Here is a 26,579-nt window from a genome sequence, read left to right as displayed (position 1 = left end):
ATTGGCTTGACCATTCTGAAAAACCGGCCTAACCATTTGGCCTGTTCATGACCCCGGTGGAGCGGGGATACGGGTGGGAGGTTTCCAGATGTCGCAGGGCGCATCGACAATTCGGGGCGATTTTTCGCCTGAACAGATGGCGCATGGACAGCGCACGGTGCTCCTGCGCCTTGATAACATCAGCAAGGAATTTCCCGGCGTCAAAGCACTGTCGAACGTGCATTTCGATCTGCGCGCCGGCGAGGTACATGCCGTCTGCGGTGAGAATGGTGCGGGAAAATCGACGCTGATGAAGATCGTCAGCGGCGTCTATCAGCCGAGCGACGGCACCATCCTTCATAAAGGCGTGAAGGTGCAATATGCATCGCCGCTGGAGTCCGAAGCTGCGGGCATCGCCATCATTCATCAGGAACTCAACCTCGTTCCGCATCTTTCCGTTGCCGAAAACATCTATCTTGCGCGCGAACCGCGTCGCGGTTTCCTCGTCGACCGCAAGAAGCTGCGCCTCGATGCCAAGCGCTGTCTCGACCGGCTGGGTGTCGACATAGACCCCGACCAGATCGTCCGCGGCCTTTCGGTCGCCCAGTGTCAGATGGTGGAAATCGCCAAGGCGCTTTCTCTTGACGCTGAAGTGCTCATCATGGATGAGCCTACTTCTTCGCTGACCGAGCAGGAGACCCGGCTTCTGTTCAAGGTCATCCGCGATCTCAAGGCATCCGGTGTCGGGATCGTTTATATTTCCCACCGTCTCGATGAAATGGCCGAAATCGTCGACCGTGTGACGGTTCTGCGCGACGGACGTTACATTTCGACCGACGATTTTGGTTCGATCACCGTTGATGACATCGTCACGCGCATGGTCGGGCGTTCGCTGGAAGACAAATTCCCCGAGCGTACATCGCGCCCCACGGAAGATGTCATTTTTTCTGTCGAGGGCCTGACGCGCAGCGGCGTGTTCCACGACGTCGGTTTTTCGCTGCGACGTGGTGAAATCCTCGGTTTTGCCGGGCTGATGGGTGCCGGCCGAACCGAAGTCGCCCGAGCCATCTTCGGCGCCGATCCGCTCGATGCGGGCAGGATCGTTTTCAACGGGCGGGAGCTTTCGATCAGTTCGCCGCAGGACGCCATCGAGGAGGGTATCGCCTATCTCTCGGAAGACCGTAAAAGCGATGGTCTCGCCATCAAGATGTCGGTGGCGGCCAATACGACGCTTGCCAATCTCGGCGAGGTTTCCAACCGTTTCGGCCTGATCGATTTCAAGAAACATGACGATGTGGCAAAGCGCTACGTCGATCTCCTGAATATCCGTACTCCCTCGATCGGGCAGACGGTGCGGCTGCTTTCCGGCGGCAATCAGCAGAAAATCATCATCGGCAAATGGTTGTTCCGGCAATCTCGCGTGCTGTTCTTCGACGAGCCGACACGCGGCATCGATGTCGGCGCGAAATTCGCGATCTACAAGATCATGGACGAGCTCGCCGCGCAGGGCATCGGCGTCATTCTCATCAGTTCGGAACTGCCGGAAATTCTGGGGCTGACGGATCGTATCGCCGTTTTCCACCAGGGCCGGATTACGGGCGTGCTCGAAACCGCCAAGACCAATCAGGAAGAAATCATGCGGTATGCGTCCGGTTACGGCCGGACCGCGCGGTGAGGAACGACATGGCCAATATTGCAGAAACCAAGAAGAGCTTCGCAGTCAGCGACCGCCAGAAGGACATTATCCAGAAGTTTGCTGCACTTGGCAGCCTCTTTGCGCTTGTCGCGGTCTTTTCCGCCACCAGCAGCGCCTTCTTCACCGTCAATAACGGCATGACGATTGCGTTGCAGGTCACGTCCATCGCCCTGCTCGGCATCGGGGCCACGTGTGTCATCATCACCGGCGGCATCGATCTTTCCGTCGGTTCGGTGCTTGCGCTTGCCGGTGTCGTCGCCGCCCTTGCGGTGAAGGAACTCGGCATGCCGGTGCCGGTCGGCATGTTGCTCGGCATTCTGACGGGGTCGCTCTGCGGGCTCATCAATGGTCTTCTGGTCACGCGTTTCAAGCTGCCGCCCTTCATCGCCACCCTTGGCATGATGCTGATCGCCCGCGGCGTGGCGCTGCAGATCACCGGTGCGCGCGCCGTCTCCGGACTTGGAGAATCTTTCGGCGAACTCGGCAATGGCGCTCTCTTCCGCATCGTCACTATCGGTGACGACGGCTTTCCGAATGTGGTGTTCCCCGGCATCCCCTACCCCGTCATACTGATGGTGGTGATTGCGCTTGCGGTTTCCTTCATGCTCAACCGCTCGATCCTCGGCCGTCACATTTACGCTGTCGGTTCCAACGCCGAAGCCGCGCGCCTTTCCGGCGTCAATGTCGCCCGCGTCACAAATTTCACCTACATCCTGTCCGGCACCCTCGCCGGGTTGACGGGGTGCGTGCTGATGTCTCGCCTCGTCACCGCCCAGCCGAACGAGGGTGTGATGTATGAGCTGGACGCCATTGCCAGCGCCGTTATCGGCGGCACATCGCTGATCGGCGGCGTCGGCACGATTTCCGGCACGGCCATCGGCGCCTTCGTCATCGGCATCCTGCGCAACGGTCTCAACATGAATGGCGTCTCCGCCTTCACACAACAGATCATCATCGGCCTCGTCATTCTGGTCACCGTCTGGATCGACCAGTTGCGCAACCGCCGCTGATCAAGGGCCTGCGGACCCTTTCCGCAAAAAAATCGGCAAGGGGAGGCCCGGTATGCCGACATCACGGAGGAAGAAATGAAGAAAATTGCGACTGCCCTTCTGACATCCGCAATCGCGCTGTGGAGCGTTTCCACCGTGCAGGCCGGTGAAATCGCCGTCATCGTCAAGACCGTCAACTCCACCTTCTGGCAGAACGTCCAGAAGGGCGCTGATGCGGCGATGAAGAACTCTTCCGGCAATACCATGACCTTCCAGGGTCCGGCTGCCGAGTCCGCCATTGCCGACCAGGTCAACATGGTCGAAAACGCCATCAACCGTAAGGTCGCGGGCATTGTTCTGGCGCCTTCCGACCCGGACGCGCTGGTGCCTGCCGTCAAGAAGGCCTGGGAAGCCCGTATTCCGGTGGTTCTGATCGACTCGCAGCTCGCAAAGGGCTCGGAGCAATATTACCAGTCGTTCCTGGCGACCGATAACAAGAAAGCCGGCGAACTGGCAGCGCAGGCGCTGATCGACAAGGTGGGCAAGGAAGGCAAGATCGCCGTCATGTCCTATGTCGCCGGTGCCGGTTCTGAAATCGGTCGTGTCGGCGGTTTCACCGATTACATCCAGATGAATTCCAACCTGAAAATCGTCGGCCCGTTCTATTCGCAGTCGCAGATGGCGACCGCGCTGAACCAGACGACCGACGTTCTGGCCGCCAATTCCGACCTCAAGGGCATTTTCGGCGCCAATGAGCCGACTGCGATCGGCGTCGGCCGTGCGCTGGCCCAGAGCGGCAAGGCCGGCAAGGTCGTCGCCATCGGCTTCGACGGCAACCAGGACCTTCAGGGCTTCGTCAAGGATGGCACACTGGCCGGTATCGTGGTTCAGGGTTCCTATCAGATGGGTGAAAAGGGCGTAGAGACCATTTCCAAGCTCATCGGCAAGGAAAAGGTCGAGAAGTTCGTCGACACCGGCGTCGTTGTTGTCACCAAGGACAATATCGAAAAGCCGGAAGCCAAGAACGTTCTTTATTGATTGCGTGATGACGCGCCGCTTTGCGGCGGCGCGTCTTTCCAAAGACAAGCTGGAAAGTCCCTGCGATGAAAGTCTCCGATACACGTAAATTGCCGCGCCGCGCCGTCGACGTCACCGTCATGGGCCTCGGTTGCGCCCAGATGGGTAATCTCTACCGCGTCACGCCCTATGAAGAGTCCAAGGGTGCGTTCGACAAGGCATGGGAAAGCGGCATGCGTTATTTCGATACCGCGCCGTTTTATGGCTATACGCGGTCGGAGCGTCGCCTCGGCACTATGGTGACGGAGCATGACCGGAACGAATATACGCTGAGCACCAAGGTCGGCCGTGTGATGGTGCCGGACGAGACGGTCGGTCTGGAGGAGGATGCCTATATAGCGCCCCTGCCGTTCCGCCCGGTCTATAACTATTCCTATGACGGTATCCTGCGTTCCTTCGAGGCAAGCCAGCAACGGCTCGGTGTTTTGAAGCCGGATATTCTTTATGTGCATGATATCGGCTCCTTCACCCATGGCGAAAAGCACCAGCATTACTGGGAGCAGCTGACCACCGGCGGTGGCTTCCGCGCGCTTGGCAAGCTGCGCGAGGAAGGATCGACGGGGGCCGTCGGCCTCGGCGTCAATGAGTGGGAAATCGTCAGCGACGCCATGGATGTCTTCGATATCGACGTCGCCATGCTCGCCGGCCGCTATACGCTGCTGGAGCAGCAGAGCCTTGCTTTCATGAACCGTTGCGCCGAAAGCGGTGTCGCCATCGTTGTCGCCGGTGCATTCAATTCCGGCATTCTGGCCGGCAACCGCAAATTCAATTATGCCGATGCGCCTGCCGATATTCTCACGCGTGTCGATGCGCTGCAGGGTGTTTGCGAGGAACTCGGCGTATCGCTGCAGGCGGCCGCGCTGCAGTTTCCGCTCGCCCATCCGGCATCGGTCACGGTCGTTTCGGGTGCGCGCAATGCGCAGCAGCTCGCCTCCAATATCGAGTGGTTCGAACAGTCGATCCCGGATGAATTCTGGTCCGAACTGCACAGGCGCGGCCTGATTGCCGAAGGTTCGCCGGTGCCCGGCGGGAAGGCCTGAGGCGATGCTCATCGACGCCCACCAGCATTTCTGGCTGATGAAGGATCGCGCCGGGCAGTGGCCGCCGCCGTCGCTCGCCGCCATCTACCGGGATTTTCTCCCCGCCGACCTGTCGCCTTTGCTGGCCCCTGCCGGAGTTTCCGGCACCGTGCTGGTCCAGACGATGGAGACGGCGGCTGACACGGATTTCATGCTGGAACTGGCGGAAAAGACCGATTTCATCAAGGGTGTGGTCGGCTGGGTGGACATGAAATCCGCCGATGCAGCGAGTGAAATCGCCCGTCGGGCAAAACATCCGGCGTTCAAGGGTGTCCGCCCGATGTTGCAGGGCATGGAGGATGTCGCCTGGATCGATGATCCGGCACTCGATCCCGCCGTGGCGGCGCTGGTAAAACATGGTCTGACGTTCGATGCACTGGTCCTGCCGCCCAATCTGCCGCATCTCCTCGCCTTTGCCCGCCGTCATCCGCAATTGCCTGTCGTCATCGACCATGGCGCAAAGCCGCTGATTGCTACCGGTCACTACAGCGACTGGCGCAAGGATATGGCCGCTCTGGCGGCTCTCCCGAATGTCCATTGCAAGCTCTCAGGTCTGCTGACCGAGCGCGGTGAGCAGCGCCCGGAAGCGGTACGGCCTTACGCCGAGACCATTCTGGAACTCTTTGGCGGCAACCGCGTGATTTTTGGCAGTGACTGGCCGGTGTTGCGGCTGGCGGGCGATTATCAGGCATGGCTGGATTTCTGCCGCGATATCGTGCCGGCAGAGGACCATGCGGTAGTCTTTGGCGGTAACGCCGTTCGTTTTTATTCCCTTTCCCACAGGTGATGCATGCTGGCGATTTTCTGCGAAACCCCCGGTCAACTCGTCTCCAAGGAACTGCCAAAGCCAGTGCGTGGCGAAGGTGAAGTGCTGGTGCGTATTCGGCGCATCGGGGTTTGCGGCACGGATCTGCACATCTTCACCGGCAACCAGCCTTATCTTTCCTATCCGCGTATCATGGGCCATGAGCTTTCCGGCACGGTGGAAGAGGCGCCGCAAGGCAGCCATCTGTCCGCCGGCGATGTGGTCACCGTCATTCCCTATATTTCTTGCGGCAAATGCAGCGCCTGCCTGAAGGGCAAGAGCAATTGCTGCCGCAATATCGGTGTGCTGGGCGTTCATCGCGATGGCGGCATGGTCGAATATCTGAGCGTGCCGCAGCAATTCGTGCTGAAGGCGGAGGGGTTGAGCCTCGACCAGGCGGCGATGACCGAATTTCTGGCTATCGGTGCGCATGCGGTGCGCCGTGGCGCAGTCGAGAAGGGGCAGAAGGTTCTGATCGTCGGCGCCGGGCCGATTGGCATGGCGGTTGCGGTTTTCGCGGTTCTCGATGGCGGTGAAGTGACCATGATCGATGGGCGCACCGACCGGCTGGATTTCTGCAGGGAGCATCTCGGCGTTGCGCATACGGTGACACTCGGCGAGGGCGACTGGGATCGCCTCTCCGGCATTACCGGCGGCGATTTTTTCGATGCGGTCTTCGATGCGACCGGCAATCCGAAAGCCATGGAGCGCGGCTTTTCCTTTGTCGGCCATGGCGGTTCCTATGTGCTGGTCTCCATCGTCGCCAGTGATATCAGCTTCAACGATCCGGAATTCCACAAGCGGGAGACGACGCTGCTCGGCAGCCGCAATGCCACGCCTCAGGATTTCGAGCGCGTCCTGCAGGCGCTGCGGGAAGGCAAGGTACCGGAAGCGCTGATCACCCATCGCATGACGCTTGCCGATGTGCCCTCCAGATTCGCTGGCCTGACCGATCCGAAGGCCGGAGTTATCAAGGGCATGGTGGAGGTCGCATGACGCCCGATACACCCATCCTGCAATTCGGCACCAGCCGCTTTCTTCTGGCGCATGCGGATCTCTTTGTTTCGCAGGCGCTGGACAAGGGCGAGGCTCTCGGGCGCATCGCGATTGTCCAGACGACCGGCAATGCGGAGAGCCTGAAGCGTGTTGCGGCGCTGAACAGCGGGGCACCCTACCCCGTGCGTATTCGCGGCATCCGCGATGGGCAGGAAGTGGACGAGGAAATTCAGGGCGGGGCTGTCGCGCGGGCGCTGACAGCTGCGACCGACTGGGCCGACGTGCGCCGCCTTGCCTGCGAGGTCGAGGTCATTCTGTCCAATACGGGCGATCGCGGTTATGAGCTGGATTCGGCGGATAATGCCGGGCTTGCTGGCGATTTCACGGTCGTACCGAAAAGCTTTCCGGCAAAACTCTGCATGCTGCTGCTGGAGCGTTTTCAGCGCAATCCGGAAGCACCTGTGTCCATCTTCCCCTGTGAGCTCGTGCCGCGCAATGGCGAAAAGCTGAAACAGGTCATTCGCCGGCTTGCCGATGAGTGGCAATTGCCGGCTGGTTTTGCCTTTTATCTGAATGAGAAGTGCCGTTTTGCCAATAGTCTGGTGGATCGCATCGTCTCCGAGCCTATCGACCCGGTGGGTGCGGTGGCGGAACCCTATGCGTTATGGGCTATAGAGAGGCAGGATGGGCTTGTCCTTCCCTGCACGCACCCTGCCGTGGTGCTGACGGACGATCTCGATCACTATGAAAAGCTGAAGCTTTTCCTGCTCAATCTCGGCCATTCCTATCTGGCGGAACGCTGGTTGCGGGATGCGCGTGCGAAGGACGAGACAGTGCGTCAGGCAATGGCCGACAATGCTCTCGTTGCGGATCTGGAGACGCTTTGGCGCGACGAGGTTCTGCCGGTCTTTGCTGCTGAAGGCATGGGGGATGATGCGCAGGCCTATATTGGCGTGCTGCGGGAGCGTTTGCGCAATCCCTTTCTCGCGCATCAGCTCTCCGATATCGCCGGCAACCACGATGAAAAGAAGCGCCGCCGCTTTGTCCCGGTCATTGCCGCAGCGGAACGGCTGGGATTGAGCCTGCCGCAGTCGAAGCTGCGCACTGCGCTCGCCACCATCAAGCAATAACGGAGTTTTTCATGCAGCGCATGGGCATGGTCATAGGCGTCAAACCGGAGATGATCGCGGAATATAAAAGGCTGCATGCGGCTGTGTGGCCTGAAATTCTGGCGCTTATCAGCGACTGCAATATCCGCAACTACACGATCTTCCTGCGCGAGCCGGAAAATCTGCTCTTCGGCTATTGGGAATATCACGGCAGCGATATCAGCGCCGACATGGCGAAGATGGCCGCAAGCCCCAAGAACCAGGAATGGTGGTCCTTCACCATTCCCTGCCAGCAACCGCTCGAAAGCCGGAAGGAAGGCGAGTGGTGGGCGATGATGGAAGAAACCTTCCACCACGATTGAACGATTTCCTTTGACACTGACCGCGAGTGAACGGCCATGACCAAAATTACTGATCTGCGTGTTTTCGACCTGCGTTTTCCGACGTCCCAGAGCCTCGACGGTTCGGATGCGATGAACCCCGACCCGGATTATTCGGCGGCTTACGTCATTCTCGATACCGATGAGCCGGGTCTCAAAGGCCACGGGCTGACCTTCACCATCGGCCGCGGTAATGACATCTGCTGCATGGCCATCGAAGCGATGCGTCATCTGGTCGTCGGCACCGATCTTGCTACCGTCACCGAGAACCCCGGCAAATATTGGCGGCATCTGACCAGCGACAGCCAGCTGCGCTGGATCGGTCCGGACAAGGGCGCGATGCATCTCGCCACCGGCGCCGTCGTCAATGCCGTGTGGGATCTGCTGGCCAAGAAGGCAGGCAAGCCGGTCTGGCAGCTCGTTGCCGATATGAGCCCGGAAGAAATCGCCGATATCGTCGATTACCGCTATCTGACCGATGTGCTGACCCGGGACGAGGCGCTTGCGATTCTCAAAAAAGCCGAAAGCGGCAAGAAGGAACGTATCGAGACGCTGAAGAACGAAGGTTATGCCTGCTATACCACGTCGGCCGGATGGCTCGGTTATGACGACGCCAAGTTGCGCCGCCTTTGCCAGGAAGCCATCGATGCCGGATTCAATCATGTGAAGATGAAGGTCGGCCGCGATCTGGAAGACGATATTCGTCGTCTCACCATTGCCCGTGAGGTGATTGGTCCCGACCGTTACCTGATGATCGACGCCAACCAGGTATGGGAGGTGGATCAGGCAATCGACTGGGTGAAGAAGCTCGCTTTCGCCAAGCCATTCTTCATCGAAGAGCCGACCAGCCCGGACGATGTCGCCGGCCATCGCAAGATTCGTGCGGCTATCGGCCCGGTGAAGGTGGCGACCGGTGAAATGTGCCAGAACCGTATCATGTTCAAGCAGTTCATCGCCGAAGGCGCCATCGACGTGGTGCAGATCGACAGCTGCCGCATGGGCGGTCTGAACGAGGTGCTGGCGGTGCTGCTGATCGCCGCCAAATACAATCTACCGGTCTGGCCGCATGCCGGCGGCGTCGGCCTTTGCGAATATGTGCAGCATCTGTCGATGATCGACTATCTGGTCGTCTCAGGCACGAAGGAAGGCCGCGTGATCGAATATGTCGACCACCTGCATGAGCACTTCATCGAGCCCTGCGATATCAGAAATGCCGCTTACATGCCACCGAAACTGCCGGGCTTCTCCATCGAAATGAAGCCGGAGTCGATTGAGACCTACACCTTCGAGGAATAGTCAAAGGATGACAGCGCCTCCTTGAGGCGCTGCCACTCCGTTTCGCTACCGGGAAGGCCGAAACGCATGTCGTTCGGCCTTTCATCAAAAATGCGGACCAGAATGCCGTGCCGGCCGAGATGGCTGAACAGGTCTGCCGCGCGGGGATCCCGCACCAGAGCAAACAGTGAGGTGCCGCCGGCAATTGCCAGCCCCGCTTTCTCCAGCATGGCATTCATGCGCCGGGCGTCTTCGGCAAGGTGCCGCCGCATGGATGATTGCCATTCCCCATCCGCCAGAGCCTGTGTCGCGATATGCAGCGCCGGGCCGGAAACGGCCCAGGGGCCGAGCCTTGCCTCCAGTTCAGCAGCGATATCGGGCTGCGCAATCGCGAAACCCAGCCGAACGCCCGCCATGCCGTAAAACTTGCCGAAGGAGCGCAGGACCACCAGCGCATCCTGACCGGCGGCATCTGCGAGGCTTTCGGCACCTCCTGTCTCGATGAAGGCTTCGTCCACGACGAGCAGCCCACCCCTGCGGCGCATGGTTTCGGCCAGCGACAACAATACGGCGCGATCCGTGATGCGGCCATCGGGATTATTGGGATTGATCACCACGGCATAGTCGTGAGCCGACATCGCGTTGACGTTTTCCACTTCAGTCACAGCCAGCCCGGCCATGCGTGCGGTCCGGGCATGTTCCGCGTAGGCGGGTGAAAGAACGGCGCCGCTCTTGGCCCCGCGCGCGATAGCGATCTGAGCCAGTAATGGCATCAGCATCTGGGTGCCGGGGGAAAGCGCCACATGCTGGGCGGAAGGCGCATCGAAATGCGCTGCGGCCACATGTTTCAATTCTTCGGCGGCGTCCGGTTCCGGCAGGCGGGCGAATGCGCTGGCGGGGATCGGCGAATGCGGATAGGAGTGCGGATTGATCCCGGTCGAAAGGTCGATCCATGGTTCCGGCGCTTCAGGAAACATCAGACGCGCCCTGCCGAGATTGCCGCCGTGACGGATCGCAGCTTTCGCCTTTTCTGGTACTGTCTCGCCCATGTTTTTTGCTCTCGCTTTCCTGTCGCTCGTGATCGAACGTCTGACCGGCTATCCAGACTGGCTGTTCAAACGCATCGGCCATCCCGTCACCTGGATCGGTTCGCTTATCGCGCTGCTGGATAAAAAATGGAACCGGGAGAGCGCGTCATTTTCACAGCGCAAGGGGGCAGGCGTGGCGGCGCTCGTCGTTTTCGTCGGGCTGACGCTGTTTGTCGCATGGTTAGCGCAATCCGTTCTGCTTTTCCTGCCCTTCGGCCTTTTGCTGGTTGCCGTGCTTGGCGCTTCGCTTCCCGCGCAGAAAAGTCTCGAGCGGCATGTGGAGGCTGTCGCCACTGCGCTGGAACGAGAGGGTGTGGAAGGCGGCCGCAAGGCGGTATCGATGATCGTCGGGCGCGATCCACAAAAGCTGGACGAGGCGGCGATCTGCCGGGCGGCGATCGAAAGTCTGGCCGAGAATTTTTCCGACGGCATCGTCGCGCCTGCCTTCTGGCTCGGTCTCCTGGGCCTGCCGGGCGGTGCGGTTTACAAGGCGATCAATACGGCCGACAGCATGATCGGCCATCGCTCACCCCGCCATGAGGCCTTCGGCTGGGCCTCCGCCCGGCTGGACGATCTGGTCAATCTGCCGGCCTCACGGTTGAGCGGCGGTCTTTTCGTTGTCGCGGCGTTTTTTGTTAAGGGCGCATCACCCGGTGGGGCCATGGCCGCGATACGTCGCGATGCCCACCATCACCGTTCTCCCAATGCCGGCTGGCCGGAGGCGGCGCTGGCCGGCGCTCTCGGCTTTGCGCTCGCAGGGCCGCGCTCCTATGGCGGGCAGATGATCGAGGCCCGTTTCATGGGCGAAGGCGGGAGGGCGGCGCTGATTGCCGGCGATATTCGCAGGGCGCTGCGGCTCACACGGGTTGCCGACCTCTTATTGATCGGCCTGTTGGGACTTCTGGCAATCCTTATCGCGCTATAGCAAGCAGACGGTCGAGATCGAGGTGCTGTTCCATATGCGCGGCGAGGCGATCAAGAACGGCGTCCACCTGAGCATCGTAGTTCAGTTCCGTGTTCCGTCCTCCAAGCCGCTCAAGCCACGCGCCGCGTTGGCGGTCATCCGAAAACAGGCCGTGAATATAGGTGCCGAAGATGCGGCCGTCAGGCGACACAGCGCCGTCTTCATGCCCATCGATTTTCGAAAACGGCAGGCTGTCGGTTCCGCTCGTGGTTTCACCGACATGCATTTCATAGCCGGATAAACCAATTCCGTCGAAACTCTTCCCTGTAACGGAAACCAGCCTTTTGTCGCCCGTCAGAACAGTGTCTACATCCAGCAGGCCGAGCCCATCGACTGTTGCCGGCGGTCCTTCGATGCCTTCGGGATCGGCGACTGTTTTCCCAAGCATCTGGTATCCGCCGCAGAGGCCCAGAACATGGCCGCCGCGTCTCACATGCGCCTTGATATCGATGTCGAGCCCCGTATTTTTCAGCACGGCAAGATCGGCGATGGTGGCTTTCGAGCCGCAAAGCAGTACCAGCCGGCAATCGGCGGGAATGGTTTCGCCCGGCCGCGCGCGGATGAGCTCGACATCCGGTTCCATATCCAACGGATCGAGATCGTCGAAATTGGAAATATGCGGCAGGATCGGTACGGCAATGCGGATCTTCGCGCCAGGTTTCCGCTCAGCCGGGCCGGAAAGCCCGAGAGCATCCTCTGCCGGCAACTTAGCGGCGTCGGCAAAATGTGGCAGGAGCCCGATGGAGGCCCAACCGGTTTTTTCTGCAATTATCCGCATGCCGTCTGAAAACAGGGCCGGATCCCCGCGAAAGCGATTGACGATAAAACCTTCGATCATCGCCGCGTCTTCTGCGTCGAGCACGGCTTTGGTGCCGACGAGGCTGGCGATGACGCCGCCCCGGTCGATATCGCCGATCAGGATCACAGGCGCGTCCGCAGCTCTGGCAAAACCCATATTGGCGATATCATTGGCACGCAGGTTGATTTCGGAGGCGCTGCCGGCACCTTCCACCAGCACCAGATCGGCCTGTTGTTTCAGGCGGTTGAAGCTTTCGAGCACGCGCGGCATCAGCCCGGCCTTCATGTGCTGATAATCGGCCGCTTTGGCATTGCCGGCGATCTTGCCCTGCACCACCACCTGTGCGCCGGTCTCGCTCTGCGGCTTCAGGAGCACCGGGTTCATGTGCACGGAAAGCGGCACGCCCGCCGCCCGTGCCTGCAGCGCCTGCGCACGGCCAATCTCGCCGCCATCGGCGGTGACCGCCGCATTGTTCGACATGTTCTGCGGTTTGAACGGCGTGACGGACAGGCCGCGCTTGGCGAAGGCACGGGCAAGGCCGGCCACCATCAGCGATTTGCCGACATCCGAGCCGGTTCCCTGAAACATCAGCACGCGTGCAGCCATGTCAGAATTCTATCCCCGCCTGCGCCTTCACGCCCGCCTTGAAGTGATGTTTCACGAGGGTCATTTCCGTCACCATATCGGCCGCGTCGATGAGCGGTTGCTTGGCGTTGCGGCCGGTGACGATGACATGCAGATCGGGCCTGCGGCTGGAAAGCGTCTCGACCACCTCTTCCAGCGGCAGGTAATCGTAACGGAGCGCGATGTTCAGCTCATCGAGGATCAGCAGGCCGATGGTCTCGTCGGCCATCAGGACCCTGGCTTCCTCCCAGGCCTTTGCCGCCGCCGCGACGTCGCGTTTCAAATCCTGCGTGTCCCAGGTGAACCCCTCGCCCATGGTGCGCCACACGACCCTGTCGCCGAACAAAGTCAGCGCCTGCTGTTCTCCCGTCGACCATGCGCCCTTGATGAATTGAACGACGCCGACCCGCCGCCCGGTGCCGAGCATGCGCAGAGCAAGGCCGAAAGCGGCGGTGGATTTGCCCTTGCCGGGACCGGTATTGATCATCAGCAGACCTTTTTCGATGGTCTTTTCCGCAACCTCGGCGTCCTGCACCGTCTTGCGGTTGACCATTTTCTGCCGGTGACGTTCGGCTTCGCTGTCGCTGATGTCGCGTGTCATCGCGTTTTCCTTTTTATCCAGCGGCGCGGGACCCGGTGCCCCAGCCATTCGGAGCGGCGACTATACCCAATTTGCCGCACCCGGCAATGTGCGGGCCACAGGGCCGCGGCATTGACCCTCACGCCCGTTCAGCCTAAGGGTAACGGACTGACGGTCTTTTCCCGGCAACGGGAAAAGCTAAGAGGGAACACGGTTCCAGCCCGATTACCGGGTCATTCCGTGGCTGCCCCCGCAACTGTAAGCGGTAAGCCCGCACCGTAAAGCCACTGGACACCTCAACGGGTTCGGGAAGGCGGTGTCAGGGTGTAAAGCCGCGAGCCAGGAGACCTGCCGTTTCAGGAAAAACGTCTGCCGGGCGGGGTGCTCCGGTCAGTCGGTTAGATCGAACATCCGGTTTGCGCCTGTCCGCATACCGTATTCGACATCCGCACCCCCGAGATTTTTTTGCAAGGCGCGGGAAACGATACGGTTTGGATATTTCAGCGACATCTTCATGTACAGGCGGAAACACGCAGGACGAAACGGCGTCCGGCGTGACCGTCTTCGTTTGCAGAAGCTGTCGCGATGAAGCCGACCCCAATGCCGAACCGCGCCCCGGCTCACGCCTCGCCGATGCCGTCGTCGCAAAGGCGGAGGAAACGGGTGTCACCGTTCGTTCCGTCAACTGCCTCGCCAATTGCAAGCGCGGGCTTAGCGCCGTGCTGCGCAGCGCCAATGGCTGGTCCTATGTTTTCGGCGGGCTGACGACCGGTGATGCGGAAGATTTGCTGACCGGCGCACGGCTGCTGGCTGCCGCCCCCGACGGCCTGATGCCCTGGCGCGGTCGCCCCGAACCCTTAAAGCGCGGCATGGTGGCGCGCATTCCCCCATTCGATTTTACCGAGGAGAGATCATGAGCACCCTTCTGGACCGCGTTCCCTGCACCATCGTCACCGGCTTTCTGGGGGCTGGCAAAACCACGCTGCTGCGCGGCCTTCTCGAACAACTGGACGGCAAGCGGCTGGCGATCATCGTCAACGAATTCGGCGATATCGGCATCGATGGCGAGATTCTCAAAGGTTGCGGTATTGAAAGCTGCCCGGAAGAAAACATTGTCGAACTGGCCAATGGCTGCATCTGCTGCACGGTGGCGGATGATTTCCAGCCCGCCATCGAACAGATTCTGAGCCGCCAGCCGAAGGTGGAGCATATCCTCATCGAAACCTCCGGCCTCGCCCTGCCGAAGCCGCTGGTGCAGGCCTTCCAGTGGCCGGCGATCAAGAGCCGCGTGACGGTGGATGCCGTCGTGGCCGTGGTGGATGGCGCCGCCCTTGCCGAAGGGCAGGTGGCGCACGACATGGAAGCACTCGCCGCCCAGCGGGCCAATGACGAGGCGCTCGATCACGATGACCCGGTCGAAGAGGTTTTCGAGGATCAGGTTGCCTGCGCCGATCTTGTCGTGCTGACCAAGGCCGATCTTCTTGACGGTGCTGGCCTCAACAAGGCCAAGGCGCATGTTCTCGAACATCTGCCGAAGGCGGCAAAGATCGTCGTGGCATCCAATGGCGCCATCGACCCCGCCGTGCTGATCGGTCTTGGCCTTGCGGTGGAAGAGGATATCGAAAACCGCCGTACCCACCATGATGGCGAACTCGACCACGAGCATGACGATTTCGACAGCTTCGTCATCGATCTGCCGGCCGTGACCGACCCGGAAGCGCTGGCAGCCCGTATCGCCGAGACGGCTGCTGCGGAGAATGTCCTGCGCATCAAGGGCTTCATCGAGGTTTCCGCAAAGCCGATGCGCCTGCAGGTGCAGGCTGTCGGCAGCCGCGTCAACCACTATTACGACCGGCCCTGGGCCGCGGGTGAGGAACGCCGCAGCCGCCTCGTCGTCATCGGCGAAAAGGGCATCAACCGAGAAAAGATCGAACAGATGCTGGCCGCCTGACGATGCACATCCTGGCCACCACATCCTCGTCTCTGGACGACCTGATCGAGCCGGTTGATCTCAACCAGCCCCGGTCTGATGTGGTGATGCTGTCGTTTTCGGCAAGCGATCTGGCCGGTTTGGAACAGGCCTGGCGGCGAACAGAGGGTGTGCTCCCCTCCCTGTCAGCCGCCAACCTCTCCGAGCTTCGACATCCCATGTCGGTCGATCTCTGGATCGAAAAGACGGCGGAACATGCCAAGGTTATTCTTATCCGGATTCTCGGCGGTGCGGAACGCTGGCGTTACGGTGTCGATCAGATTTCCATTCTTGCGCGCAGGCGCGGCATCAAGCTTCTGCTTGTGCCGGGTGAGTGCAGCGAAAGGGACGAGAAACTCGAAGCGGCCTCGACCGTCGATCGGCGAATTTTGGCCTCGGTCCTCTCCTTCTTTCGCGAGGGCGGGCAGGAGAATATGGACCGGCTTGCCCTTGGTCTCGCCGCTCTTGCAAGGGGCGAGGCATGGCCGGATATTGAAGCTGAGCCGCTGCCGAAAGCCGGTTTTTACCGGCCCGGCAGGGGCGTTGTGGATAGGGCGGAAGCCTGCGCGGGTTTTCCCGACGGTGCGTCCCTTCTGCCCATCCTCTTTTACCGTTCCATGCTTCTAGCGGCAGATGCCGCACCGGTGGATGCGCTTTTCGAGGCGCTCTCGCGGCGCGGTTTTGCACCCTTGCCGATTTTTGTCAGCGGTCTGAAGGATGGCGAGGCGATCCGTTTCCTCGAAACGGTGCTGCCCGATCTGAAGCCCGCCGCCATCATTGCCGCCACCGCCTTCGCCAGCCAGACGGATGACGACGGCGCAACGCTGTTCGACCGTATCGGCGTGCCTGTGTTTCAAGTGGTGATGGCGACGACGCGGCGGGACGGATGGGCGAAAAATGCGCGCGGTCTCAATCCCTCCGATCTTGCCATGCATGTCGTCCTGCCGGAACTGGATGGCCGGATTCTCGCCGGTGCAATCTCGTTCAAACAGGCGCGCATGGATGGCGGCGCGAGTTTGCTCAATGTACCCGAGGCTGATCGCGTCGAGCAGGTGGCAAATCGCATCGCCGCTTTCCTGCGGCTGAGGAATGCCCTTCCACGGGATCGCCGCGTCGTCATTCTGATGCCGGATTATCCAGGTGCGGCGCCCGGGCGAACCGGTTATGCCGTCGGTCTCGATGTGCCGCAAAGCGTTCTCGAAATGCTGCAGGATCTCGCCGGGGCCGGTTATACGGTCAAGGATATTCCTAAGACCGCGCGGGCGCTGCTCGACTGTGTCGAGCAACAGGAAGCGGCAATTGATCTTTCCACCTACGAGGCTTTTTTCTCCACCTTGCCGCCGGTATCTGCCGGGTCCGTAAAAGCGACATGGGGTGTGGCAACCGATGACGATGCACTCGTCGATGGCGTATTCCGGTTCCGCGCCGCCCGTTTCGGCGAAGTGTTCGTGGCGCTAGCACCTGACAGGGGCCGCAATGAGGATCGTCGGGTGGACTACCACGACCCTGCCCTGCCGCCGCGTCACGCGCTTGTTGCCTTCGGTGCATGGATGCAGCGGATTGCGGGTGCCCATGCCATTGTGCATGTTGGCGCGCATGGAACGCTGGAATGGCTGCCCGGCAAAACGGTGGCGCTTTCCCGCAATTGTTTTCCCGAAATCGTCACCGGCTCGCTGCCGGTGGTCTATCCTTTCATCGTTTCCAATCCGGGCGAGGCGGCGGTAGCAAAACGGCGGATCGCGGCTGTGACCATCGGCCATGTCCCGCCGGTGCTGGTCAATGCCGGGCTTTCGCCGGAACAGTCGGCGCTGGAGCAGCTGGTCGATGAATATGCGCAGGCGGATGGGCTGGATCGCCGCCGGCGTGACCGGCTGGCGAAACTGATCGTCGAAAAGGCGCTGGAGACCGGGCTTGCGGCGGAAGCGGGCGTGGCTGCGAAGGATGATGCCGATGCGGCCCTCTCACGCATCGATGCTTTTCTCTGCGACCTCAAGGATTTCGCCATCAAGGATGGCCAGCATGTTTTTGGTCGCTGCGCAAAAGACGAGACCGATCTTCTGAGGCTCGAAAGCGCCAAATCGGAAAAAGCTGCCCTGCTGGCTGCGCTCGATGGCCGACATATCGTCCCCGGCCCTTCCGGCGCACCTGCGCGCGGGCGGCTCGATGTGCTGCCCACGGGCCGCAATCTCTATGCCGCTGATCCACGCACCATGCCGACGCCGACGGCGTTCGAGCTGGGCCGCATGGCGGGCGAAGAGGTGCTGCGCCATCATCTGCAGTCCCATGGCGACTGGCCGAAACATCTGGTTTTCGATCTGTGGGGCAGCGCCAGCCTGCGCAATGGCGGTGAGGATGTGGCACAGGCGCTACATCTGATGGGGGCGAGACCGATCCACGACCTCGCGACCGGCCGGGTCACCGGCATCGAGGTGCTGCCGCCAGCGAGCCTGGGGCGGCCGCGTGTCGACGTCACCTTTCGCATTTCCGGCCTGTTCCGCGACATGTTCCCGGCGCTGATCGCGCTTCTCGACGCCGCCGCCAAGGCCGTCGCGCGGCGGGAAGAAGCGCCTGGCGACAATCCGCTTGCGGAAGAGGCCGCCACGCTTGGGCATATTCCGGCGCGCATTTTCGGCTCCGCGCCCGGCACCTATGGTGCCGGTATCGAAGAAAAGCTTGCCAGCGGCAAATGGGACGAACGCGAGGAGCTGGGGCAGGCCTATCTCGATGCGGCGAGCCACGCTTTCGGCGGTGCGGACGGACTGGAGATTTTTGAAGATACCGGTTTTGTGGAGCTGGTCAGGCGCGCAGATCTTCTGATTCATACCGGGGACGATCCGGGCCGCGACCTTCTGGACGGTTCTTCGGATGTCGCCTTCATCGGCGGTTTTTCCGCCGCGAAAGCTGTGCTTGGCGGCGTCGCCGATATTGTTGCGCTGGACACGACAGATCCGGCGCGCCCGCGTGCAAGGTCGATGACGCAGGCGCTGACGCGGGTGGTGCGCGCGCGCGCCGTCAATCCCCGCTTCATTGCCGGTCAGATGCGGCACGGTCCGCGCGGGGCGGCGGAATTCCTCGAGGCGGTGGACCGGTTGATCGGTTTTGCCGAAACCACCCATTCGGTGTCCTCCTCGTTGATCGAGGCGCTTTACGATGCCTATTTCGGCAATGAGGATGTGCGCGATTTCATTCTGCGGGAAAACCCGAAGGCGGCGCAGGTGATGGCCGAACGCTTTTTATCCGCCCGTCGTCGCGGACTGTGGCACAGCCGCCGCAACGCGGTGGATGCGGAACTTGAAATGCTGGTCCTTCCGCGCCCCCAAAGGGTGGAGGCGTGATGATGGCCGCTGCCGATCCCGTTCAGCCATTCGGCCGCCGTGGCCTCTGCCCGGCCCTGTCCGCCCCCATGCGCACCGGCGACGGTTTTTTGTCGCGGATCGCTTTCGAGGCGGATATCGACCCGCGCGACATGGTGGTGCTTTGCCAGCTTGCCGAGCGGCATGGCAACGGATTGATCGACATTACCGCCCGCGGCAGCCTGCAATTTCGCGGCCTGACACCGGAAAGCGCCTGCGCTCTGGAAAAAGATGTGCTGGCGCTGGATTTGCCGCTGCGTGCGGGGCTCGCGGTCGAGACGTCGCCTCTCGCCGGTCGGGATGACGCGGAGATTGCCAATGGTGGTCCTCTCGCCGAGAAAATTCGAAAAGAAGCCTACAGGCTCGCTCTCCACGAAAAGCTTGCCGCTAAAATGTCTGTCGTCATTGATGGCGGCGGGCGCCTCTCCATGGAAGATTTGCTGGCCGATATTCGCCTGAAAGCTGTGTCGCTTGATGGGCGGACCGTCTGGCGATTGCTCGTGGGTGGACCGGAAAGCAGGGCGCTGAATGCCGGATTGGTCGAGACGGACACAGCGGCGGGTGTCGTCCTGTCGCTGCTCGTCTATCTGGTCGGCGAAGGGCCGTTTGCCCGTGGCCGCGATCTGGACCATTCGACGATAAAAGAAATCTGCGGTGATCGGCTGCTGGATCGGGTGATTGTGGATGACGCCAGGGCGGCTGCTGCGCCTCTGGGACTGATGATAACGGGAAAGGATCGCTTCGCAATTGCCGTCGCGCCTGCTTTCGGGCAAATCCGGGGCTGCGATTTGTCGCATCTCTGCGAAGCGGCCGGTACCCTCGGCATCAAGGCCCTGCGGCCAGCACCAAACCATAGCCTGCTATTCTTTGGATCGTCATCTGCCTGCGGCGGATTGCTTGAGATTGCAAGGGCGGCCGGTTTCATCACGACGGCAGGTGACGCGCGCTCTTCCATTGCCGCCTGTCCCGGCGCGCCGGGCTGCGCTTCGGCTTTTCTTCCCACCCATGAGTTGGCCGCCTTTGCGTCTAAGGAATGCGCCTCGTTGCTGGATGGCTCCTTCACGCTGCATATTTCCGGCTGCGGCAAAGGTTGCGCGCACCCCGCGCCATCGCTTCTCACTTTTTCCGGCACCGCCGATGGCCTGGCCTTTTCGATTTCGGGCCGCGCCGGTGACCTGCCGGATGGCATTTTACCTTTCCAGCATCAGAGGACGGCGCTTTCGCGGCTTGCCCGTCTTTACGAAAAAGAACATAAGCCCGGTGAAAACGCCGCCACCCTTTTTGCCCGCCTGGGTAAAAAGGCAATCGGCGCGGCGCTTCGACAGGATGACCGATGACCGACTATGACTATATTCGCGACGGCAATGCGATCTATGAGCGCTCCTTCGCCATCATTCGCGAAGAAGCGGATTTGTCCGCCTTTACCGAAGAGCAGGCGGATATCGCCATTCGCATGATCCACGCCTGCGGACAGGTGGAGGCGGCCAGCCATTTCCGCTTTTCACCGGATTTTGTTGCCGCTGCACGTGGTGCTCTACGAGCCGGCAAGCCTGTTCTCTGCGATGCGGAAATGGTTGCCCATGGCGTGACGCGCGCGCGCCTTCCGGCTGACAATGATGTGGTCTGCACCCTTCGCGATCCCCGCACGCCGGAGCTGGCGAAAAAGATCGGCAATACCCGCTCCGCCGCCGCGCTTGACCTGTGGGCAGAGAAGCTGGACGGTGCTCTGGTTGCCATTGGCAATGCGCCGACTGCACTGTTCTATCTGCTCGAGATGCTGGAAAAAGGCGCCCCGCGCCCGGCCGCCATCATCGGCATGCCGGTTGGCTTTGTCGGTGCGGCGGAATCGAAAGACGCGCTGGAGGCAAGTTCGCTTGGCATTCCCTATGCCATCGTCAAGGGACGCATGGGCGGTTCGGCCATGACGGCTGCCGCCATCAATGCCGTTGCGAGGGCTGGCCTGTGAGTGCGGCGCTTTTCGAACATCCGAAGGGTAAACTCGTGGGCGTCGGCACCGGCCCCGGAGATCCCGAGCTTCTGACGCTGAAGGCTGTCCGCGCCATTGAAAATGCCGATGTGCTTGCCTTCTTCTGCAAGAAAGGCAGCAGCGGCAATGGTCGCGGTATTGTCGAAGCTTTCATCCGGCCCGGAACGCTGGAAATGCCGCTGGTCTATCCGGTAACAGTCGAAAGCGATAAAAACGGCAACGATTACCGTGATGCCATCGCCGCCTTTTTCGATCAGTCGGCGAAGGACATCGCTGTGCACCTCGAAGCCGGGCGCAATGTCGCCGTGCTGTCGGAAGGTGATCCGCTGTTTTACGGTTCTTATATGCACCTTCATCTGCGGCTTGCGCCATCTTACCCGGCGGAAGTCGTTGCTGGCATCACGGCCATGTCCGGCTGCTGGTCCATGGCCGGTCTGCCGCTGGTGCAGGGCGACGATATTTTGAGCGTGCTTCCCGGCACGCTCGGCGAAGATGTGCTGACGGAACGTCTATCCGGCACGGATGGCGCGGTGATCATGAAGGTGGGGCGCAACCTGCCGAAGATTCGCCGGGCGCTGGAAAAGGCCGGCAAGCTTGAAGACGCGCTTTATGTCGAACGTGGCACCATGGCCAACAGCCATGCGGTACGGCTCATCGAGCGTGACGCATCGCCTGCCCCCTATTTTTCGCTGGTTCTGGTGCCGGGTTGGAAAACCAGACCCGCTGGAGGCGAAGCGCTATGACCGGCAGGCTGGTCGTTGTCGGCCTCGGCCCGGGCAGTGCGGCGCAGGTGACACCGGAGGCGATCTCCGCCGTCGAGGCTTCGGAGGATTTCTTCGGCTATATTCCTTATCTCGACCGTCTATTGCTGAGACCCGATCAACGCCGCCATGCTTCGGATAATCGTGAGGAAATCTCCCGCGCCGAACAGGCGCTGCGGCTTGCGGCCGAAGGCGGCAAAGTCTGTGTGGTGTCCGGCGGCGATCCCGGCGTTTTCGCCATGGCGGCGGCGGTTTGCGAGGCGATCGAAAGCGGCCCCTCCGAATGGCGCGATATCGATTTCTCCGTCGTGCCGGGTGTGACTGCCATGCTAGCAGTAGCCGCAAAGGCCGGCGCGCCGCTTGGGCATGACTTCTGCGCCATTTCGCTGTCGGATAATCTGAAACCCTGGGGCATTATCGAAAAGCGTCTGATCGCTGCGGCTGAGGCCGGATTCGTAATGGCTTTCTACAATCCCGTCAGCAAGGCGCGGCCGCACCAGCTCGGTACCGCTTTTGATCTGTTGCGGGCGCATTTGCCCGGTTCGGTGCCGGTGATTTTCGGTCGGGCGGCAGGCCGGGTGGATGAGCGTATCCGGGTCGTGCCCCTATCGGAAGCCTCAAGCGATATGGCGGATATGGCCACCTGCATCATCGTCGGCTCGGTTGAAACCCGTCTGATCGAACGTTCCGGCAAAGACCCGCTGGTTTATTCGCCGCGTTTTTCGAGAAGAGAAAGCTGATGGTGGATGGCGGTGAGCGCAGCGGCAATATCCGTCACGGTCGCGCCATCCAGGGACGCGTCGTCCAGCAGTCGCGGCCGGTCGATCATGATGACTGGCAGGCTGAGCTGTCGCGCCGCTTCGATCTTGCCATAGCTCGCGCTGCCGCCGGAGTTTTTCGAGACCACCGTGTCGATGCGGTTTTCTTCCAGCATGCGGATTTCGTCGTCCAACGCAAAGGGGCCGCGCGCGGTAATATAGCGCGCATGCGGCAGTTTCAGTGGCGGCTCCACCGGGTCGACGCTGCGGATGAGATAGTTGTGCTGGGGCACGGCTTCGAAAGGAAGAAGCTCCTGCCGTCCCAAAGCCAGAAACACGCGTTTGCCTTCGCTGCCGAGCGCGGTGACAGCTTGTTCGACGCTCTGGACACCATGCCACCTGTCACCCGGCTGGCGCTGCCAGGCAGGACGCGAAAGGACGACCAGCGGAACTTTGGCAAGCCCTGCGGCCTCAATGGCATTGGCGGAAATCTTTGCCGCATAGGGATGGGTGGCGTCCACCAGAATATCGAAACCCCCGGTGCGAATAAAATCCGCAAGACCGCTCGCGCCGCCAAAACCGCCGCTGCGCATCGGCACCGGCTGTTCGACCGGCGAGAGCGTGCGACCGGCCATGGAGAGCAGGATTCGGTAGCCGGATTCTTCGGCCAGCCTGCCGGCCAGAATGCGGGCATCCGCCGTGCCGCCAAGGATGAGTATGGAGCGTGTCATGACGTCTGAATATTCCGGAACGGGCGATGCTTCCACCGAAAAGAAAGCAAAGCCGTGGCTTTCCATCGTCGGCATTGGTGAGGATGGGCTCGAGGGGCTGGGCCGGAACGCGATTGAGGCGATAGAGGCGGCCGAGGTGGTTTTCGGCGGCAAACGCCATCTGGAACTGGCGGCCGCAGCCATTCGAGGTGAAGCACGGCGCTGGCCGGTGCCGTTCGACACGGATATGGGCGATGTCGTGGCGCTGCGCGGCAAAAGGGTTTGCGTGCTGGCTTCCGGCGATCCGTTCTTTTATGGCGTCGGTGTTACGCTTCTGCGGCGGATCAAAGCGGGTGAGACAGTTTGTTATCCCTCGCCTTCCGCTTTCTCGCTGGCTGCCGCACGGCTTGGCTGGCCGCTGCAATCGGTCGACTGCGTTTCGCTGCACGGGCGTTCCATCGATCTCCTGCGGCCGTATCTCCATGCCGGTGCACGCATCATCGCGCTTACCTCGGACGCCCACGCCCCGGCCTTGATCGCGGAATTGTTGTCCGATTTGGGTTTCGGCCAGTCGGAATTCATTTTGCTCGAAGCCTTGGGCGGAGAGCGGGAGAGGCGGCGGCAGGTCAGGGCGGCTGATTTCGCATTTGCTGATATTGATCCGCTGAACGTGGTGGCGATTGATGTTGTGGCTGATGAGGGTGCGCGTATTCTGCCTTTCACATGTGGGCTTGATGACGGCCTGTTCGAACATGACGGGCAGATCACCAAGCGCGAAATCCGCGCCGTGACACTTTCCTCTCTTGCCCCACGGCGGGGTAAGTTGCTGTGGGATATCGGTGCCGGTTCGGGTTCGATCGGCATAGAATGGATGCTGTCGCACCCCTCCCTCCGCGCCATCGCCATAGAACAACACCCGGAAAGGGCGGAGCGTATCGCCCGCAATGCCGAAGCTTTCGGTGTGCCGGGGCTTGAGGTCATGATCGGCGCGGCCCCTGCGGCTTTTGAAGGCTTGCCTCAGCCGGATGCGATTTTCATCGGCGGCGGCGGCAGTGAAGCGGGCGTGCTAGAGGGAGCTATGGAGGCCCTGAAACCCGGCGGGCGGCTGGTCGCCAATGCGGTGACGCTGGAAATGGAGGCCGTGCTGCTTGCCGCCCACGCGCGGCTCGGCGGCTCGATGATCCGTCTGGATGTGTCGCGGGTGGTGGCTGTCGGTTCCATGTCTGGTTGGCGTCCGGCAATGCCGGTGACACAGTGGAGCTGGAACAAGCCATGGTGACCGTGGCTGGCATAGGTTGTCGCAGAGGCACGGGTTCAGATGCTGTTATTGCCGCCGTGCGCGCTGCGGAGCATGCCTTGGGAATGATGGCGGAATGCCTGGCGACTGCGCCGCTAAAAGCCGATGAAGCCGGTCTTGTGGAAGCGGCGAAAAGCCTGTCGCTGTCGCTTGAAATCGTATCGCAGGAACGGCTTGAGGCGGTTGCTTCGAAAACAATGACATTTTCACAGGCAAGCCTCGATCATGCCGGCTCGCCGAGCGTGAGCGAAGCGGCGGCGCTTGCCGCCGCCGGAGAGAATGCAAGGCTGGTCGCGCCGCGTCTTGTCATTGGCGATGTGACTATAGCCATCGCAACGACTGACGATGCCCCACATGATAGCGGCTGCGCCATCGAATATGGAGAACAACAATGACGGTTCATTTCATCGGCGCCGGTCCGGGCGCCGCCGATCTCATTACGGTGCGCGGGCGCGATCTTATCGCTGCCTGCCCGGTGTGCCTTTATGCTGGTTCGCTGGTTCCGAAGGCGCTTATCGAATATTGCCCGCCGGGCGCCCGCATCGTCGACACGGCCGCGCTTTCGCTTGACGAGATCGAAGCGGAATTCGTGGCCGCAGCAAAGGCCGGCAAGGATGTGGCGCGGCTGCATTCCGGCGACCTTTCCGTCTGGAGCGCCATGGGCGAACAGATTCGCCGTCTGGAGCGGCTGGGCCTCGATTATACCGTCACGCCCGGTGTGCCCTCCTTTGCCGCTGCGGCCGCCACTTTGCAACGGGAACTGACGGTGCCGGAAGTGGCGCAGAGCCTTGTGCTGACCCGCATTTCCGGGCGCGCATCGAAGATGCCTGACGGTGAGACGCTGACGGCTTTCGGTGCGACGGGCGCAACGCTCGCCGTCCATCTCGCCATTCATGCCATCGGCAAGGTGGTGGAAGAGCTGACGCCGCTTTATGGCTCCGATTGCCCGGTCGCCATCGTCGTTCGCGCGTCCTGGCCGGATGAGCGCGTTATCAGCGGCACGCTGTTCGACATTGAGGACAAGCTCGCCGCCGAACCGGTGGAGCGGACGGCCCTGATCTTCGTCGGGCGTGGACTTGCCTCCACGGATTTTCGCGAAAGCGCGCTTTATAGTACCGACTATGTCCGGCGGTTCCGGTCTCCGAAGGAAGATGCAAAGGGCTGATGCGACGGCGTGGAGGCGGTGCGGCCCTTGAGCGCGCCCTTACGATCGAACACCAGAATATCGAGCGCAATGGCTGGCGTCTTCAGCGCCGCCGCTGCGGTTACCCAGGCTTTTTCCGCAACTACCGCACCGAGGTCTATCCCGGCGCCCTCGGCCAATTCAAAGGCGTGTGCGACCATGTTGGCCTGACGGATGGCAATGGCGAGATTTTCATCTCCTCCAGCTTCCGTCGCCAATGCTGCCAGCGCATCGAGATCGGCCAGCCCCTTTTTGGAGTGCACGTCGAGCATGCCCTGGGCGAGCTTGGTCATCTTGGCGACACCGCCGGCAATCGTCACCCGCTCGACGGGGTGGCTGCGCAGATATTTCAGCATGCCGCCGATGAAATCGCCCATGTCGATCAGTGCGGTTTCCGGCAGATCGTAAAGCGCCTGCCCGGCTTTTTCGGAGGTGTTGCCGGTGGCGCCCAGCACATGGGTGCAGCCGGTCGCACGCGCCACATCGATGCCGCGCCAGATCGAGTGGATCCACGCCGAGCAGGAAAAGGGAATGACGATGCCGGTGGTGCCGAGGATGGAAATGCCGCCGACGATGCCGAGCCTGCCGTTCAGGGTTTTTTCTGCCAGTTTCTCGCCATCGCGGACGGAAATCTCGACCTCGAAATCGGCCTCTTCGCCAGCCACTTCGCGAATGGCGGTTTCGATCATCTTGCGCGGTACGGGATTAATGGCGGGTTCTCCCGGCGGCAGGGGCAGGCCCGGCCGGGTGATGGTGCCGACGCCCTTTCCGGCCTTGAAGATGATGCCGCTTCCCGGTTGACCTCGTCTGACCGTGCTTTCGATCAGCGCACCGTGGGTAACGTCCGGATCGTCTCCCGCATCCTTGACGACGCCGGCGCGCGCGAAGTTCTCGCCCTTTTCCTCGGTGGCGAGGGAAAATGCCGGCCTCGCGCCGCTTGGAAGTTCGACCTCGACAGGGTAAGGAAACTCGCCGGTCAGAAGGGCGGCGCAGGCCGCCTTCGTGGCGGCTGCCGCGCAGGTGCCCGTGGTCCAGCCGCGGCGAAGGGTCTTTCCATCCGTATCCATATGAATTTCTATAGCCGGGACGGCTTTTTCCGTCATCGTTAAAAAGCAGCCAGG

General features: G+C 61.4%; 25 protein-coding genes and 1 riboswitch. Of the genes, 20 read left to right on the top strand and 5 right to left on the bottom strand.

From position 1 onward, the window contains the following. The first annotated feature begins 88 nt into the window (after nt 1–88). The 9 genes from ACQZ5G_RS19175 to ACQZ5G_RS19135 all read left to right on the top strand — a co-directional run bounded on the left by ACQZ5G_RS19175 (nt 89) and on the right by ACQZ5G_RS19135 (nt 9,406). A complete protein-coding gene (locus ACQZ5G_RS19175; RefSeq protein WP_448738045.1) occupies nt 89–1,654 on the top strand; it encodes a sugar ABC transporter ATP-binding protein in 1,566 nt (521 codons plus the stop codon). 8 nt (nt 1,655–1,662) lie between these two features. Next, nucleotides 1,663–2,685, top strand: a complete 1,023-nt coding sequence (locus ACQZ5G_RS19170) for an ABC transporter permease (RefSeq protein WP_003520221.1) — start codon at nt 1,663–1,665, stop codon at nt 2,683–2,685. A gap of 75 nt (nt 2,686–2,760) precedes the next feature. Continuing rightward, complete coding sequence (locus ACQZ5G_RS19165; protein ID WP_003520222.1) at nt 2,761–3,702, top strand: ABC transporter substrate-binding protein; 942 nt, start codon at nt 2,761–2,763, stop codon at nt 3,700–3,702. A gap of 65 nt (nt 3,703–3,767) precedes the next feature. After that, nucleotides 3,768–4,781, top strand: coding sequence for an aldo/keto reductase (locus tag ACQZ5G_RS19160; protein WP_448738044.1), 1,014 nt, complete (start codon nt 3,768–3,770; stop codon nt 4,779–4,781). A 4-nt stretch (nt 4,782–4,785) separates the two neighbouring features. Then, complete coding sequence (locus ACQZ5G_RS19155; RefSeq protein WP_448738043.1) at nt 4,786–5,607, top strand: amidohydrolase family protein; 822 nt, start codon at nt 4,786–4,788, stop codon at nt 5,605–5,607. Nucleotides 5,608–5,610: 3 nt separating this feature from the next. After that, on the top strand, nt 5,611–6,621 hold the full coding sequence (locus ACQZ5G_RS19150; protein WP_448738042.1) for a zinc-binding alcohol dehydrogenase family protein: 1,011 nt from the start codon (nt 5,611–5,613) through the stop codon (nt 6,619–6,621). Next, nucleotides 6,618–7,751, top strand: a complete 1,134-nt coding sequence (locus tag ACQZ5G_RS19145; RefSeq protein ID WP_448738041.1) for a mannitol dehydrogenase family protein — start codon at nt 6,618–6,620, stop codon at nt 7,749–7,751. The genes ACQZ5G_RS19150 and ACQZ5G_RS19145 overlap by 4 nt, the downstream gene beginning before the upstream one ends. A gap of 11 nt (nt 7,752–7,762) precedes the next feature. Continuing rightward, on the top strand, nt 7,763–8,092 hold the full coding sequence (locus ACQZ5G_RS19140) for an L-rhamnose mutarotase (RefSeq protein ID WP_080856896.1): 330 nt from the start codon (nt 7,763–7,765) through the stop codon (nt 8,090–8,092). A 36-nt stretch (nt 8,093–8,128) separates the two neighbouring features. Continuing rightward, nucleotides 8,129–9,406 (top strand): L-fuconate dehydratase, encoded by a 1,278-nt coding sequence (locus ACQZ5G_RS19135; protein WP_080815458.1) that lies wholly within the window; start codon nt 8,129–8,131, stop codon nt 9,404–9,406. Here ACQZ5G_RS19135 and cobD read toward each other — a convergent pair. After that, nucleotides 9,388–10,434, bottom strand: coding sequence for a threonine-phosphate decarboxylase CobD (gene cobD / locus ACQZ5G_RS19130; protein WP_448738040.1), 1,047 nt, complete (start codon nt 10,432–10,434; stop codon nt 9,388–9,390). The genes ACQZ5G_RS19135 and cobD overlap by 19 nt on opposite strands. On the opposite strand from cobD, the gene cbiB reads away from it, so the two are divergent. After that, the gene (gene cbiB, locus ACQZ5G_RS19125; protein ID WP_448738039.1) at nt 10,433–11,398 is read left to right on the top strand and encodes an adenosylcobinamide-phosphate synthase CbiB; all 966 of its coding nucleotides are present in this window, start codon (nt 10,433–10,435) and stop codon (nt 11,396–11,398) included. The genes cobD and cbiB overlap by 2 nt on opposite strands. Here cbiB and ACQZ5G_RS19120 read toward each other — a convergent pair. After that, complete coding sequence (locus ACQZ5G_RS19120; protein WP_448738038.1) at nt 11,385–12,842, bottom strand: cobyric acid synthase; 1,458 nt, start codon at nt 12,840–12,842, stop codon at nt 11,385–11,387. The two genes, cbiB and ACQZ5G_RS19120, sit on opposite strands and share 14 nt — an antisense overlap. Before the next feature lies 1 nt (nt 12,843). Then, nucleotides 12,844–13,461 (bottom strand): cob(I)yrinic acid a,c-diamide adenosyltransferase, encoded by a 618-nt coding sequence (gene cobO, locus ACQZ5G_RS19115; RefSeq protein ID WP_003520234.1) that lies wholly within the window; start codon nt 13,459–13,461, stop codon nt 12,844–12,846. A 134-nt stretch (nt 13,462–13,595) separates the two neighbouring features. Further along, nucleotides 13,596–13,810: riboswitch (cobalamin riboswitch) on the top strand. A 121-nt stretch (nt 13,811–13,931) separates the two neighbouring features. Between cobO and ACQZ5G_RS19110 the strand changes: the two genes are divergently transcribed. Genes ACQZ5G_RS19110 through ACQZ5G_RS19080 form a run of 7 tightly spaced genes read left to right on the top strand, consistent with a single transcriptional unit; the run spans nt 13,932 to nt 22,250 of the window. Continuing rightward, nucleotides 13,932–14,357, top strand: a complete 426-nt coding sequence (locus tag ACQZ5G_RS19110; protein ID WP_448738037.1) for a DUF1636 family protein — start codon at nt 13,932–13,934, stop codon at nt 14,355–14,357. Then, nucleotides 14,354–15,391, top strand: a complete 1,038-nt coding sequence (cobW, locus tag ACQZ5G_RS19105; protein WP_448738036.1) for a cobalamin biosynthesis protein CobW — start codon at nt 14,354–14,356, stop codon at nt 15,389–15,391. The genes ACQZ5G_RS19110 and cobW overlap by 4 nt, the downstream gene beginning before the upstream one ends. A gap of 2 nt (nt 15,392–15,393) precedes the next feature. Next, nucleotides 15,394–18,744 (top strand): cobaltochelatase subunit CobN, encoded by a 3,351-nt coding sequence (gene cobN / locus ACQZ5G_RS19100; RefSeq protein WP_448738035.1) that lies wholly within the window; start codon nt 15,394–15,396, stop codon nt 18,742–18,744. After that, nucleotides 18,744–20,099, top strand: a complete 1,356-nt coding sequence (cobG, locus tag ACQZ5G_RS19095; RefSeq protein WP_448738034.1) for a precorrin-3B synthase — start codon at nt 18,744–18,746, stop codon at nt 20,097–20,099. The genes cobN and cobG overlap by 1 nt, the downstream gene beginning before the upstream one ends. Continuing rightward, a complete protein-coding gene (locus ACQZ5G_RS19090) occupies nt 20,096–20,728 on the top strand; it encodes a precorrin-8X methylmutase (RefSeq protein WP_142779903.1) in 633 nt (210 codons plus the stop codon). The genes cobG and ACQZ5G_RS19090 overlap by 4 nt, the downstream gene beginning before the upstream one ends. Then, complete coding sequence (locus ACQZ5G_RS19085) at nt 20,725–21,492, top strand: precorrin-2 C(20)-methyltransferase (protein ID WP_448738033.1); 768 nt, start codon at nt 20,725–20,727, stop codon at nt 21,490–21,492. The genes ACQZ5G_RS19090 and ACQZ5G_RS19085 overlap by 4 nt, the downstream gene beginning before the upstream one ends. Continuing rightward, nucleotides 21,489–22,250 carry a precorrin-3B C(17)-methyltransferase gene (locus tag ACQZ5G_RS19080; RefSeq protein WP_448738032.1) on the top strand — a complete coding sequence of 254 codons (762 nt, stop codon included), beginning with the start codon at nt 21,489–21,491 and terminating at the stop codon, nt 22,248–22,250. Before ACQZ5G_RS19085 ends, ACQZ5G_RS19080 begins: the two co-directional genes overlap by 4 nt. Here ACQZ5G_RS19080 and ACQZ5G_RS19075 read toward each other — a convergent pair. After that, nucleotides 22,217–22,999, bottom strand: coding sequence for a cobalt-precorrin-6A reductase (locus ACQZ5G_RS19075; protein ID WP_448738031.1), 783 nt, complete (start codon nt 22,997–22,999; stop codon nt 22,217–22,219). The genes ACQZ5G_RS19080 and ACQZ5G_RS19075 overlap by 34 nt on opposite strands. On the opposite strand from ACQZ5G_RS19075, the gene cbiE reads away from it, so the two are divergent. From cbiE to cobM, 3 genes are read left to right on the top strand one after another with little or no spacing between them, the layout of a single operon-like run. Further along, a complete protein-coding gene (gene cbiE, locus ACQZ5G_RS19070; RefSeq protein ID WP_448738030.1) occupies nt 22,998–24,257 on the top strand; it encodes a precorrin-6y C5,15-methyltransferase (decarboxylating) subunit CbiE in 1,260 nt (419 codons plus the stop codon). The genes ACQZ5G_RS19075 and cbiE overlap by 2 nt on opposite strands. Then, a complete protein-coding gene (locus tag ACQZ5G_RS19065; RefSeq protein ID WP_448738029.1) occupies nt 24,251–24,670 on the top strand; it encodes a cobalamin biosynthesis protein in 420 nt (139 codons plus the stop codon). Before cbiE ends, ACQZ5G_RS19065 begins: the two co-directional genes overlap by 7 nt. After that, nucleotides 24,667–25,440 (top strand): precorrin-4 C(11)-methyltransferase, encoded by a 774-nt coding sequence (gene cobM, locus ACQZ5G_RS19060; protein WP_448738028.1) that lies wholly within the window; start codon nt 24,667–24,669, stop codon nt 25,438–25,440. The genes ACQZ5G_RS19065 and cobM overlap by 4 nt, the downstream gene beginning before the upstream one ends. Here cobM and ACQZ5G_RS19055 read toward each other — a convergent pair. After that, the gene (locus ACQZ5G_RS19055; RefSeq protein ID WP_448738027.1) at nt 25,395–26,525 is read right to left on the bottom strand and encodes a cobalt-precorrin-5B (C(1))-methyltransferase; all 1,131 of its coding nucleotides are present in this window, start codon (nt 26,523–26,525) and stop codon (nt 25,395–25,397) included. The two genes, cobM and ACQZ5G_RS19055, sit on opposite strands and share 46 nt — an antisense overlap. Nucleotides 26,526–26,579 lie beyond the last annotated feature (54 nt).

Source organism: Agrobacterium sp. 22-214-1 (genome assembly GCF_053522465.1).
The sequence above is the reverse complement of the archived record's forward strand: the minus strand, read 5'-3'. Positions and strand labels throughout refer to the sequence as shown.